Origin of the sequence: Nocardia sp. NPDC088792 (genome assembly GCF_044750615.1) — a bacterium.
Lineage (GTDB): Bacteria > Actinomycetota > Actinomycetes > Mycobacteriales > Mycobacteriaceae > Nocardia.
Genome location: NZ_JBIVKC010000004.1, coordinates 383,476 through 395,800, shown reverse-complemented (window position 1 = coordinate 395,800; position 12,325 = coordinate 383,476). Strand labels below are relative to the sequence as shown.

The following is a 12,325-nucleotide window of genomic DNA, read 5'->3' as shown; positions in this document are numbered from 1 at the left end:
GGCATCGATAGCGTGCCGGGAACAAGGCAGTGCGGAGGATGAGACGTGGATACTTCCCGGCCCGGCGACGGCGGGTTCGATTTCGACTGGATCGTGATCGGCAGCGGATTCGGCGGCGCGGTGAGCGCATTGCGACTGTCGGAGAAGGGATATCGGGTCGGCGTGCTCGAACAGGGCCGCCGCTTCGCCGATACCGATTTCGCCGAGCGGGCCACCCAGCTGCGACGATTCCTGTGGCTGCCGAGCGTGGGGCTGCGGGGAATTCTGCGCCTGGCCCCGTACCGGCATGCCACGGTGCTGGCCGGAGTAGGCGTCGGCGGCGGTAGCCTCGTCTACGCCAACACCATGTACGAGCCGCAGCACGATGATTTCTATCGGCATCCGCAGTGGGCCGAATTGGCCGACTGGCGGGCGGAATTGGCGCCCCACTTCCGCACCGCGAGGCACATGTTCGGGGTGGCGCCCTATCGTGGCGAGCGACCGGTGGACAGTCTCATGCGGGAACTGGCGACGGAACTCGGCGTGCCCGAGGGCTATCGGCACACACCGACCGCGGTCTACCTCGGTACGCCCGGAAAGACGGTTCCGGACCCGTATTTCGACGGCACGGGCCCGGCGCGGACCGGCTGTGTCCGGTGCGGGCAATGCATGCTCGGTTGTCGCTACGGCGCGAAGAACAGCCTGCCGAAGAACTACCTGTGGCTGGCGGAAAAGGCCGGGGCCACAGTGCTTCCCGAACTCAAGGCGTCCGATATAGCCCCGCTGGGTGACAGCGCCGGCGCGGAGGGTTTCCGCGTGCGAGCCCGCCGGCCCGGGTTGCCGCGCGGCCGCACCCGGGAATTCACCGCGCGCGGGGTCGTGATCGCCGCGGGCGCGCTGGGCACCAACGAACTGCTGGCCGCCTGTAAACGCCGGGGCTCCCTGCCGAATCTCTCGGACCGGCTCGGAGACATGGTGCGCACCAACGACGAATCCATCCCGGCCGCCTCGACCACGAAACCCGAGGCCGACTACCGCAGCGATGTGGCGATCACGTCGAGCATCTTCCTCGACGAGCACACCCACATCACCAACAACACCTACGGCGACGGCGGCGGATTACTCGCCCTGTCCTACGGTCCCGTCCCCACGGCCCGCACCCGGTGGGGACGCGGCGCACAGTTCCTGCGGGACTATCCGGCATACCTGCTGCGGCTGCTGCGACACCGGCACTGGTCACGCCGGACGATCATCTTCACGGTCATGCGCGGCACCGACGTATCACTGCGCCTGCGCAGGGGATTCGGTCCCGGCCGTTTGCGGACGCAGGCGGCGGGTGCGCCGCCGGCCGGAACGTCTGCCGTCGACACCGCGCGGCGCGTGGCGGCGCTGGCCGCGCAACACATGAACGGCAGCCCGCTCGCCGCCCTCACCGAAACCCTCGGCTCCGCACCCATGACCGCACATTTCCTGGGCGGCGCCGTCATCGGCGCCGACCGCGACCACGGCGTGATCGACCGGCACCACCGGGTTTTCGGCTACCCCGATCTCCTGATCTGCGACGGCTCGGCAGTGCCCGCGAATGTCGGGGTCAATCCGAGCCTGACGATCTGTGCCATGACGGAGGCCGCCATGGCACAGGTGCCGCACGCCGCCTCCTCGATGGCGCGCTGAACCAATGCACTCGAGCCCGGGCATGAGCACTCCGGCCGTGGCGGTCTCAGCCGATGGTTCGGTCGGTGAAGTCGGCAATGGCGACGCCTACCGGGTCCGGGCTGCCGTCGTTCTGGGTTTCGGCGCCGGCGAGGGTGTCGATGTGGGTGTAATTCGGGACGAGCACCCGCTGGAAGTGCGGTGCGAACGGGATGATCGAGGCCGCGATGTCCTGTGCGTCCAGGAAATCCTTGACGACACTGCCGGTTCCGTTGATGGTGATCATCGGCTTCTGCATGACCTCGGCGTTGTACTTGATATTCGACAGCGATCCGGTGCGGCTGCCCGCCAAGGCCAGGAAGGTGTCGTAGAGCACCCGGGTCGGGAAGTACCACTCGGTGAATCCTAGTGGGCCGCTGACCATCCGGGCGAAGTCGTCGATATCGACGACCTCCTTGGACGGGTCGGTGTAGAAGGTGGTCGGGGTGTGGCGGTAGTCGTCCCAGGTGTAGAGCGTGGCCGGATCGACGGGACCGACCCGCTTCTCGTGCCCCAGCACACCGCCCACACCGAGACCGATCAGCGGAATGCGTTGCAGCCCATCGGGCAGCGGGAATGTCTTCTCCTGCACCTGGCCGCCCGCCAGCGCGCCCAGGCTGACCTGGTCCAGGCCGATGTTCATGCCGTTCTTGCTGAGGAGCTGGCCGAAGGCCGCACGATTGGTGAACCGGAAGTCACGCAGATTATTCGCGCCCGTGAGCGCATCCAGCCAGGTGTTCGCACCGCCGACCCGGAAGGTGCTGTCCAGCCCCCAGGTGACCGGAAGCCGTTTCAGTACATCGGATTCGGCGTCGGGCTCGAATTGGGCGGCCAGGCCCAGGATGGACAGGGCATTGAAGGTCTGCGGATTGAAGATGGGGATCAGCGCATTGTCGGCCGGGGCCAGGCCGAACTTCAGTAGGGCCGTCGAAATCGCCTCGGGCAGCGCCAATCCCAGGGTGCTGAGCTGACTGAACAGCGGATCCACCTTCAGGCCCACCGGATCGGCGGTGACCAGGGTATCGAGGGCGACGAAACCGGCGCACTGGTTGTAGCCGGCGTCCTCGCGGTGGCCGGTGAAGTCGGTGGCGGCGAACAGGCCGGTGAGCAGACCGCCCTGAGAATGCCCGCCGCACAGCGTCTTGGTCTGCCGGAAGCGTTGATCGGGCAGTTCGCGGGTGAGGATCTCGTTTTCGTCCTGCGAGGTTTGGGCGACGCCGAAGTCCGCGCCCATCTTGTCGCCCCAGAATCCGCGCCAGCCCGGAAACTGCTTCCCGCCGATCTCTTTATGGTTGTAGTAGTAGTCGATGGCGATGCGGTAGTCGCCCGCCGCGCGTGCCGCTTCGATACCGGTGTCGTCCTGCTGGCACACGCCGCGCCGGGCCAGCGACCACCATTCGGCCTGCTTACCCTGGGCGGCCAGGTCGTGCAGCGTATTCCGGGCGACCCGATCCATCGAGTAGGCGCTGCCGGTGGCGCCGGGCTGCATGACCAGCACCGCGTCGGCCCGTTCCGGATTCTCGGGGCCGTCGGTGAGCCGGTAGCGCAGGTAGCTGATCTTGTCGCACGCCGGCGGATGCGGGCCCGCGGCAGGCAGCATCGGACTGTCCAGGGTGATCTCGCGGACCTCGATACCGCCCCAGTTCTCGACGACTCGTTCGGTGCGGCCCGGGGTTTCGGTGTCCGCGGCCGCGATGGCGCCGGTGGCCAGATAGCTCGAGGCGGCCACCGTCACGGCGGTGAGCGCGGTCAGGCCGCGGAGGCGGGTGGGGGATCCCATCGATGTGCTGTCTCTCTGCTCGCGGCGGGTCAGTTGACGAAGCGGAAGCAGGTGCGCTGCCCCGCGTCACCCGGGCGGGCGGCGCGGTGGCACACCATGGCGTAGTCGCGGCCCGGATGCTGGGACAGGTAGTTCCAGATGGTCAGATTCGAGTGCAGCGGGACCACTTCCTGGCTGCCGTCCTTGAGATAGAAGGTCATCTCGCCGTCCGCCCCGCCGGCGTCACCGAGCTTCAGGTCCGCCAGCCAGCCCAGGGTGAAGATCGGAAGGTCAGGGCTGACATACCAATTGCCCGCGTCGTAGGTCGTCCACTCGGGCGTCAGGTCGGTGTGCTTGAAGTCGAATCCGGCGATATCGATGTCGAAGTCGATCGGCGGCAGCCAGCCGGCGCTGGTGGTGAGGCCGGGTGGCAGGGGAGCGGGTTCCGGTGCCGCCGGTTCGTTCACGGCGGGCGGCAGGGGAGTATCGGCCAGTGCCGGTGCGGCCGGGACGACCGCCAGGGCGGCCAGCGCCGTCCCGAGGACGATGCGGCGGGTGAAAGTCGAAGTCATGGCGGAACTTTCGTCAGTCGTTGGGAAAGCGCAGGCAGGTTCGCGTCAGGTACGGATCGGTCGCGACTTCGCCGCATACCTCCGCGTAGTCCCCGGCGGGGCGGCTCGCGGTGACCGCGTAGACGATGGGCAGTCCGCACGTCTGCCCCACGGGCACCAGCTCGGGCGCGCTGCCATCCTTCGGATAGAAGGCGAACCGGCCGGAAACACAATGTCTGCCTGCGGTTGTGGACAGCACGCCGAGGATGCCGGGCTGGATCGCCGGGGTGAGGGTGGCGATATCACCGTCGAGCAGTGCGCCCGCCGGCACGGTCGTGAAGTGATTGACGCTGGTGCCGCCGAAGCTCGCACCCCAGGAAAGGGTCGGTTCCACGGCATGCGCCTGCGGTGCGCCCAACGTGACGGCGAGCGTTCCGCCCGCCACGGCGAGTCCGGCCGCGATCTTGTTCTTCATCGATCCTGCTGCCCTTCATCGGGATTGAGCGGAATGCGGTTGCGCAGCACGGCCACCGACTCGGAGAGCATGCTCATGGAGATGAGGTCGTCGTGGCGGTCGTTGTCCAGCCGCGCGGCCTCGGCGGCCTGCGAACCCAGCCCGACGGTGTGCTGTTCGACGTAGCTGAAGGTGCGATCGCCGTTATTGCGGTAGATCATGGCCGTCGACGGTGCGAACTGTTCGGCCGCGACATCCATGCGGCCGTTGCCGGTGAAATCGCCGACCGCGACAGCGCACGGGCCGATGGGACCGAAGGTCATCTGTGGCGGCCCGAAATTGCCGTGCCCATCGCCGTACATGACCGAGAAGCTGAAGGCCGCCACATTGGCGGAGATGACATCGATATTGCCGTCGCCGTCCATGTCCACGGCCTTGAGATCCTCATCGGGCAGCGGCAGGAAATTCCAGCGCGGCGGCAGGAAACCGCCGTGATGATCGTTGAGCAGCACCCAGAATCCGGTCGTACCCAGATCACCGGTAATGATGTCGGCGTAGCCGGAATTGGTCAGGTCGGCGGTGAGGACCGTCGAACGGATCAGACCCGCCGCGAGCCACTGCGGATCGGCGAAATGCCCGGTGCCATCGTTGTGCATGACGCCGATCGCGCCGGGCAACGGGACCAGATTGTTGAAGGCGATATCCAGATGCCCGGTGTGGTCGAAATCCGCGAGCTGCACGCCCACCGGCAATCCGCCGGTGCGATACGTGACATTCGGGTTGGGATCCCGCGAGTACTTGCGGTCGACGGTGAAGTGGCCGCTCCCGTCATTGAACAGCACCGTGATGCTGAGCTGATTGCTCACCACCAGATCCAGATTCCCGGTTCCCCGGAGATCGCCCGCCACTACGGCATTCGCGCCGATCTCGGTGGGAATGAACTGCGTGCGCGCCAGATGGCCGTGCCCGTCGCCGCGCAGGATGGCGACGCCGCCCGCCACCCCCGTGGCCGCGACGGACTGATTGCCGTCATGGAAGAAATCGCCGGTCGCCATGGTCTGCGAGCCATAGCCTGAGCCGAGTCCGCCCGCGTAATACTCCACGGAATCCTCGAAGACCGGATTCGGTCCGGTGGATCCTGTTGCGCTGGAACCGGAGTCCGGTGCCGCCGTCGCCGCGGGCACGATCGGCCCGGGCAAGGTCAGCGCCGCCGCTATCGCGCCCGTGGTGAGCAGTGTCCTGTGTGTCCACATATCTTGTTTCCCTGCCGAATTCGCGCGGGTGCCGGTTACTGCTGGGGAGTGCAGTCGTGCCAGCCCGGACTGCTGGTGAGGTTCTGGATGAAGATCTGCGGACGCAGCACCTGTTCCAGAGTGGCGCGGTCCGGGATGGTGACGCACAGGCTCGGGCCGTCGTGGCCCTGCGGCGCGTATTCGGTCGCGACCGCGCGCGAGAGCCCATCGGTCGGCTGCCGCAATGCGTCACACGCCGCCTGATCGGCATCGGCGCGGCCGTAGCAGTTGAACCAGGCCATGGCGTAATGCACCGACAGCGCAGGCGATTTCGCATTGTGCGGCACCCCGAGCCAGTTGATGGAGTCGCCGTGGCTGCCGCCCTCGTAGGTGACGGTCATCATCGGGGCGGTGCTGCGCGGATCGCGCCGCTCCATATCGTAGAGATCCTTGGTACCGATCGGGCCGTCGGTCACCGAGAACACCGGATTGGGGATGATGAGCCCGTTCTCGTTGAGGCCGGGAATATCGAAATCCGCAGATTGATATTGCACGGCGGCCGAGGACGGCGCCTGGGTGAAGCCGGACATGCCCACGAACGAGTCGACCTTGGGGATCGGGCGGCCGTCATAGCCGTGACCCTGATCCTGCCAGCGCAGATACGACGACATGCCGACCGACCCGACGGACTGGCCCCACAGATTGATGTGATCGAGATCGAGCAGGTCCAGCCATGGATTGCGCTGATTCTCCCCGGCCGGTGCATAGGCGGGGTTGATCCGCACCAGGCGCGGGTTCTGCAGCCGCAGCAGATTGCCCAGTTCGTTGTTCAGGTCACTGATCGGCGTGATGTCCTGGCCCGCAACCCATCTCGTGACATCTTGGGCATCCAAGCAGGAGCCGGGAGCGAAGCAACCCCAGGACGCCAGCAGCGGTGTGATCAGATCCAGCGCGTTGCCGTCGCTGGCGGGCTGCCCGGCCTGCGCGAAGGTGAAACTGACGAAGCCGTTGCGGGCCGCGCCCTCCGCGTACATGCCGACATCGCTCTGATGTTCGCTGGCGCCCGGGAATCCGATTGCCACCGGATACTTTTCGCTGCCGGGATGATCCGGGTCGACGCCCGCGGGGAAGAACACCTTGCCCGCCAGGGAGATGCCGCGCGCATTGACCATCCGGAACTTCTTGACCGTGCCCAGCGCGAACTCGGCGCCGGAATCGCCCGGGGCGCAGGAGCCGCCGGTGGTTTCGAACCACACGCTGCCGTCCGGATTGTTGCACGGCATCCGGAATTCGGCCTCGGCGTACTGCGGATCGTCGTAGTCGTCGTCGTGGGTCTGATCGTCCGCGTCCGCGACGCCGAACTGCCCATTGTGATTCCAGTCCGGGACATAGGCCGGATGCGTCGGCAAACTCACCCCGAACGGCGCGACATGAGTCAGCGCGTCCCAGAACTTCTGCGCCGCGGCGAGCGCCCCCGCCGCGCCCTGCGGCGTATGCCACGTCTCCGGCCTGGTCAGATCGACGAACGGCTGCGCCAACCGGCCCGCATTGGTGAGAATGCCTGCGTTGACGAAGTATTCGAGTTGTCCGGGCGTCAGCGCGTCGACGACGGTCCCGGTGAACAGCTGCCCGACCTCGGTGAACAGATACGACGGATCCGGCGGTTGCGGCGCCGGATAAGGGTCGGCCTGTGCCGGTGTGGCGGCCACACACCCACCCCAGGCGAGAAGCACCGCCGCCGGCAGCGCGGCCAGACCACGAATACGACGGGTTCTACGCACCCGGACCTCCTGGCTCAACTCAGGCTCGGCCCGGATCGGCAGTGATCCAGGTCTCATGTCCGAATTGAAGTGCCTCGGAGATCGAATCGGCAGTTCGCGGACGGCCAGGAAGTTGACAATTGCCGACAAGCACGACTGGGCGGGTAACGAAACCGGGTGAGCCCGCGGCAGTGTGGCCGCCGGCCGCTCCGATCATCCCGCAACCGACCGACCGGCACCGGCGAAGGAATCGCCCGGGAGTCCTGAAAGTACCCGCTGTCCGGTTCGCATCAATACACTGTCCGGTGGACTCCTAGATGGGAGGGCGGGACTCTGAACACGCTGTGGACCTTCATTGCCGATCATCGGCAGCAATTGCTGACGGATTCGTATCTGCATGTCTCCGCGGTTGTTCAGTCGATGCTGATCGCGACGGTGATCGCGGTGGCGATCGGGATCGCGGTGCATCGCAGCCGGTGGGGATCGGCGCTGGCCACCGCGGTGGCGAGCATTATTCTCACGGTGCCGTCGTTTGCGTTGCTGGGCTTGCTGATTCCCGTGCTGGGTCTCGGCGTGCGACCGACGGTGACGGCGCTGGTGCTGTATGCGCTGTTACCGATTCTGCGGAATACGATCATCGGGCTGGCCGGAGTGGATCCGGCGGTGGCCGATGCCGCGCGCGGGGTAGGTATGAATCGGGTGCGGGTGCTGATCGGCATCGAATTGCCATTGGCTTGGCCGTCCATTCTGACGGGCATGCGGGTCAGCACCCAGATGATCATGGGCATCCTCGCCATGGCCGCGTATGCGAAGGGGCCAGGGCTGGGGAATCTGATCCTGTCGGGATTGGCGCGGTTGGGTAGCCCGACCGCCGTTCCGCAGGCGCTGACCGGAACAGTCTTGATCATCGTGCTGGCCTTGCTGCTCGACGCCGTGCTGGCCCTGGTCGGCCGGCTCACCACCCCGAGGGGGATTCGTGACTGAAACCGCCACCGCGGGAAACGATTCCGCGCAGGAGCCGCGCGGGGCCGAGATCGTGCTGGACTCGGTGACCAAACGGTATCCGGGGCAACGGGATCCGGCGGTCGAGGACTTCTCGATCACGATTCCGGCCGGTGAGATCGTGGTATTCGTCGGCCCGTCCGGCTGCGGCAAGACCACCACCATGCGGATGATCAACCGGCTCATCGAGCCGAGCTCGGGCACCATCACCATTGCCGGTCGCGATGTGACGCGGGAGAATCCGGATCGCCTGCGCCGGCAGATCGGCTACTCGATCCAGCAGGCCGGACTGTTCCCGCATCAGACGGTGGCGCGCAATATCGCGACGGTGCCGACGCTGCTCGGCTGGGATCGCGCGCGGATCGGGGCGCGGGTGGACGAGATGCTCGAGCTGGTCGGCCTGGATCCGGAGACCTTCCGCCGCCGGTATCCGCGGCAGTTGTCGGGCGGGCAGCAGCAGCGGGTCGGCGTCGCGCGTGCGCTGGCCGCGGATCCGCCGGTGTTGTTGATGGACGAGCCGTTCGGCGCGGTCGACCCGATCACTCGCGGGCTGCTGCAGGACGAACTGTTGCGGCTGCAGGCCGAGCTGCACAAGACGATCGTATTCGTCACCCACGATTTCAACGAGGCGGTCAAGCTGGGGGATCGAATCGCGGTGCTGGGCAACCAGTCCCGGCTCCTGCAATACGACACTCCCGCCGCGATCCTCGCCGCCCCCGCCGACGACACCGTGGCCGGTTTCGTCGGCGCGGATGCCGCGCTGAAGCAGCTCACACTCACCCGGGTCGAGGATGTCGAACTCGGGCAATGCCCCACGGCCGCGGTCACCGACGAGATCGCGCCGCTGCGGGCCGCGCTCGCCGAACGGGAGTGGAAGTGGGGCCTGGTGCTCGACGCCCAGCGCCGCCCGCTGCGCTGGGTGTCGGCCGAGCGGCTGGCGCAGGCGGAATCGCTGCGGGACGTCGGATTACCGGTCACCGGTACGGTGGCGCTGCGCTCGTCCTTGCAGCAGGCCCTGGAGACACTGCTCGCGGAGAGCACCGCGAATGCTGTTGTGACAGGTCGCCGTGGCGAGTACGCGGGCCTGATCACCATCGATACGCTGGTCGCGCACCTGTCCGGCATGCGGGCCGAAAGCGCCGGAGCCACAAAGGATCCGGGCGAGCGGGCTGCGGGTGAGCAGCCATGACCGCGCCGTCCACCGAGCGCCGCGCCGACCTGATCCGGTTGCTGGTCCAGCCGCTGCTGGCAGTGGCGCTGGCGGCCGGGGTCCTGGTGTGGGCATTCGATCGGCAGTTGAACGCCACCCAGCAGGCCAGTGTGAATGCCACCAACATCATTACCGCGACCCGCCAGCACGTGGTGATCACGGCGACGGTCGTCGCGATAGTCATCGTGGTCGCGGTGCCGCTGGGGACACTGCTGACCCGGCCCCGATATCGCAGGCTGGCACCACTTTTCGTGGGCATCGCCAATGTGGGTGCTGCGGCCCCCGCGATCGGCCTGATCGTGCTGTACTACCTGCTCACCCAGCAGACCGGATTCTGGGTCGGGGTGGCGCCGATCGCGTTCTACGGGCTGTTGCCGGTACTGCGCAACACCATTCTCGGCTACCAGCAGGTCGATCCGACGCTGGTGGACGCCGGGCGCGGACAGGGCATGTCCGCGCTGACGGTATTGCGCCGCATAGAGTTTCCGCTCGCCGTGCCCTACATTCTGGCGGGCCTGCGTACCTCGCTGGTGCTGGCGGTCGGGACCGCGACCCTGTCCTTCCTGGTCAGTGCGGGCGGGCTCGGCATTCTCATCGATACCGGCTACAAGCTGCGCGATAACGTCACGCTGTGGGTCGGGGCACTGCTGGCGGTGGCGCTGGCGCTGCTGGTCGACTGGCTGGGCGCACTGGCCGAGCAGTTCCTCGGTCCGCGGGGTCTGCGATGAGGGTGCGCTGGGGTGCGGTGCTGGCCGCGATCGGTCTGCTGCTGGTGGCGGGCTGCGGGCTGGAATCCGGTGGCGCCGTGCCACTGCATGTCGGGCCCGGCAGCATCCGTCCCGTGCCGCAGCTGAAGGGCGTGGCAATCACGGTGGGCTCCAAGGACTTCACCGAACAGAACATTCTCGGCTACATCATCGAATTCGTGCTCACCGCGGCGGGCGCGCAGGTACGTGACCTCACCAATATCACCGGCTCGAACAGCCTGCGGGACGCCCAGTTACACGGCCAGGTCGATATCGCCTACGACTACACCGGTACCGGCTGGATCAACTACCTCGGCAATGAAACGCCGATCCCGGACTCGGAGAAACAGTTCGAGGCGGTCCGCGCCGCCGACCTGGCGGCGCACGGCATGCTGTGGGCGGATATGGCGCCGATGAACAACACCTACGCGATGGTGACCAATGCTGCGAGCGCCGAGCGGACCGGGACGAAAACCCTCTCCGACTATGCCCGCGCCGTGAACACCGAGCCGAGCACCGGCGCCACCTGCCTGGGCACCGAATTCAGTGTGCGCCAGGACGGTTTCCCGGGCATGGCCCGCAAATACGGCATCGACGTCGGCAAGGTCCACAAGAAGATCATGGACGACGCACTGGTCTACACCGCCACCGCGAGCGGCTCCTGCCAATTCGGGTCGGTCGCCACCACCGACGGCCGCATCCAGGCGCTGAACCTGAAGATCCTCGACGACGATCTCGGCTTCTTCCCGAAATACAATGCGGCACTGGTGATGCGGAAATCCTTCGCCGACGCCCACCCGCAAGTGGCCGACGTCCTGGCACCGATCTCACGCCTGCTGACCAACGAAACGATCACCGGCCTGAACCGCAAGGTCGACCTGGAAGGCCGCGATCCCGCCGCCGTCGCTCGCGAGTGGCTCGTCTCGGAGAAGTTCGTGACGGACTGACACGTTTGAACAGGCCGAATGCGGTTATGCCGGAGATAGCGGGCTGTTCCGCCGCCGCAGGTCAAGGGAGGTCACCGTGAACCCGACCGACAACCCACCCAGCGAGAGCCTGGCGTATCCACGCCAGCCGGAACACCCGCAGCCCGAACCCGGTCCTGCCCCGCCGGCACCGATAGAGCCGCCACCCATCCAGCCGGCGCCCATCGAACCGCCACCGCAGGCCAAGGTCGAGCGAACCCGAGCCGGCAGCATCTGGGTGAGCCTGAGTCTGGGCGGCGTATTCCTGGTAATCCTCCTGATCTTCGTCGTCCAGAACACGACCGGCGTGCGCTTCGGCTTCCTCGGCTGGCATTTCGTCCTGCCGGTGGGCGTCGCCATTCTGGTCGCCGTCGGCGTCGGAATACTGGTCATGGCGGTGGCCGGAGGAGTCCGGATCATTCAGCTACGCCAGGCGTTCACCCGCCTGGCGCGCACTCACCGAGAGCAGTGAGTTACCGGAGGCCGCCTCTGTTGCGGATCACTCGAATGTCCTCGGCCATACGGAACATGGCCATGAAGAACTCGAAGGCAACCCGATACAGCGCCACGACGATGAAGAAGTAGAGCGGGCAGGCGATGATCAGGGTGAGAATGCCGACGATGGGATTGACTTCGAATCCCAGAATGAGCAGGCCCAATGCGCCGAAACCCGCCACGATCATCACGAGCACATACAGCACCTTGATGACCCGTGGTGTGACGAAGGAACTGAAACTGAAGTCGAACAGCGATGCGAAGAACCCCTTCGGAGAGGTATCGAATCCGGTGCTGCCGAGCGGGGGCTGGAACGCCGGGTTACCGGGGACACCCGGTCCTGGCGGTGGTTGAAAGGTCATGAGCATCGTCTCCTCACCTTGCTAGAGACGCCCGCATAAAGCGTGACACAGTCATCGGCACCGCGGCGGAACCGTTGTGGCAGGCGTCTGACATCCCGTGCCAATAGCACCGACCCGG

12 protein-coding genes are annotated in these 12,325 nt (G+C 66.6%); 6 read left to right on the top strand and 6 right to left on the bottom strand.

The window, feature by feature from the left end; genetic code table 11:
• The first annotated feature begins 45 nt into the window (after window positions 1-45).
• A complete protein-coding gene (locus ACIP5Y_RS28360) occupies window positions 46-1,653 on the top strand; it encodes an FAD-dependent oxidoreductase (protein ID WP_400354556.1) in 1,608 nt (535 codons plus the stop codon).
• A gap of 46 nt (window positions 1,654-1,699) precedes the next feature.
• Here ACIP5Y_RS28360 and ACIP5Y_RS28355 read toward each other — a convergent pair whose 3' ends face one another.
• Genes ACIP5Y_RS28355 through ACIP5Y_RS28335 form a run of 5 tightly spaced genes read right to left on the bottom strand, consistent with a single transcriptional unit; the run spans window position 1,700 to window position 7,448 of the window.
• Window positions 1,700-3,451 carry a hypothetical protein gene (locus ACIP5Y_RS28355; protein ID WP_400354554.1) on the bottom strand — a complete coding sequence of 584 codons (1,752 nt, stop codon included), beginning with the start codon at window positions 3,449-3,451 and terminating at the stop codon, window positions 1,700-1,702.
• A gap of 29 nt (window positions 3,452-3,480) precedes the next feature.
• Window positions 3,481-4,002 (bottom strand): hypothetical protein, encoded by a 522-nt coding sequence (locus tag ACIP5Y_RS28350; RefSeq protein ID WP_400354552.1) that lies wholly within the window; start codon window positions 4,000-4,002, stop codon window positions 3,481-3,483.
• A gap of 13 nt (window positions 4,003-4,015) precedes the next feature.
• The gene (locus ACIP5Y_RS28345) at window positions 4,016-4,456 is read right to left on the bottom strand and encodes a hypothetical protein (protein ID WP_400354550.1); all 441 of its coding nucleotides are present in this window, start codon (window positions 4,454-4,456) and stop codon (window positions 4,016-4,018) included.
• Window positions 4,453-5,688, bottom strand: coding sequence for an FG-GAP repeat domain-containing protein (locus ACIP5Y_RS28340; RefSeq protein WP_400354548.1), 1,236 nt, complete (start codon window positions 5,686-5,688; stop codon window positions 4,453-4,455). The genes ACIP5Y_RS28345 and ACIP5Y_RS28340 overlap by 4 nt, the downstream gene beginning before the upstream one ends.
• 35 nt (window positions 5,689-5,723) lie before the next feature.
• The gene (locus ACIP5Y_RS28335; RefSeq protein ID WP_400354547.1) at window positions 5,724-7,448 is read right to left on the bottom strand and encodes a hypothetical protein; all 1,725 of its coding nucleotides are present in this window, start codon (window positions 7,446-7,448) and stop codon (window positions 5,724-5,726) included.
• A 312-nt stretch (window positions 7,449-7,760) separates the two neighbouring features.
• On the opposite strand from ACIP5Y_RS28335, the gene ACIP5Y_RS28330 reads away from it, so the two are divergent.
• From ACIP5Y_RS28330 to ACIP5Y_RS28310, 5 genes are all read left to right on the top strand, one after another.
• On the top strand, window positions 7,761-8,411 hold the full coding sequence (locus ACIP5Y_RS28330) for an ABC transporter permease (RefSeq protein ID WP_400355840.1): 651 nt from the start codon (window positions 7,761-7,763) through the stop codon (window positions 8,409-8,411).
• Complete coding sequence (locus ACIP5Y_RS28325) at window positions 8,404-9,618, top strand: ABC transporter ATP-binding protein (RefSeq protein WP_400354545.1); 1,215 nt, start codon at window positions 8,404-8,406, stop codon at window positions 9,616-9,618. Before ACIP5Y_RS28330 ends, ACIP5Y_RS28325 begins: the two co-directional genes overlap by 8 nt.
• Window positions 9,615-10,367 (top strand): ABC transporter permease, encoded by a 753-nt coding sequence (locus ACIP5Y_RS28320; RefSeq protein ID WP_400354543.1) that lies wholly within the window; start codon window positions 9,615-9,617, stop codon window positions 10,365-10,367. The genes ACIP5Y_RS28325 and ACIP5Y_RS28320 overlap by 4 nt, the downstream gene beginning before the upstream one ends.
• Entirely contained in the window at window positions 10,364-11,332 is a 969-nt protein-coding gene (locus ACIP5Y_RS28315) for a glycine betaine ABC transporter substrate-binding protein (protein WP_400354541.1), read from the top strand. The genes ACIP5Y_RS28320 and ACIP5Y_RS28315 overlap by 4 nt, the downstream gene beginning before the upstream one ends.
• 76 nt (window positions 11,333-11,408) lie before the next feature.
• Entirely contained in the window at window positions 11,409-11,822 is a 414-nt protein-coding gene (locus ACIP5Y_RS28310) for a lipopolysaccharide assembly LapA domain-containing protein (protein WP_400354539.1), read from the top strand.
• Window position 11,823: 1 nt separating this feature from the next.
• Here the strand turns inward: ACIP5Y_RS28310 and ACIP5Y_RS28305 are convergent, their stop codons facing one another.
• Entirely contained in the window at window positions 11,824-12,207 is a 384-nt protein-coding gene (locus tag ACIP5Y_RS28305) for a DUF4282 domain-containing protein (RefSeq protein ID WP_400354537.1), read from the bottom strand.
• Window positions 12,208-12,325: the final 118 nt, after the last annotated feature.

Excerpts from the sequence above, each read along its gene's own strand:
- ACIP5Y_RS28350 (WP_400354552.1), bottom strand. The coding sequence starts at position 4,002 with ATGACTTCGACTTTCACCCGCCGCATCGTCCTCGGGACGGCGCTGGCC.
- ACIP5Y_RS28345 (WP_400354550.1), bottom strand. The coding sequence starts at position 4,456 with ATGAAGAACAAGATCGCGGCCGGACTCGCCGTGGCGGGCGGAACGCTC.
- ACIP5Y_RS28315 (WP_400354541.1), top strand. The coding sequence starts at position 10,364 with ATGAGGGTGCGCTGGGGTGCGGTGCTGGCCGCGATCGGTCTGCTGCTG.
- ACIP5Y_RS28305 (WP_400354537.1), bottom strand. The coding sequence starts at position 12,207 with ATGACCTTTCAACCACCGCCAGGACCGGGTGTCCCCGGTAACCCGGCG.
- ACIP5Y_RS28320 (WP_400354543.1), top strand. The coding sequence starts at position 9,615 with ATGACCGCGCCGTCCACCGAGCGCCGCGCCGACCTGATCCGGTTGCTG.
- ACIP5Y_RS28355 (WP_400354554.1), bottom strand. The coding sequence starts at position 3,451 with ATGGGATCCCCCACCCGCCTCCGCGGCCTGACCGCGCTCACCGCCGTG.
- ACIP5Y_RS28340 (WP_400354548.1), bottom strand. The coding sequence starts at position 5,688 with ATGTGGACACACAGGACACTGCTCACCACGGGCGCGATAGCGGCGGCG.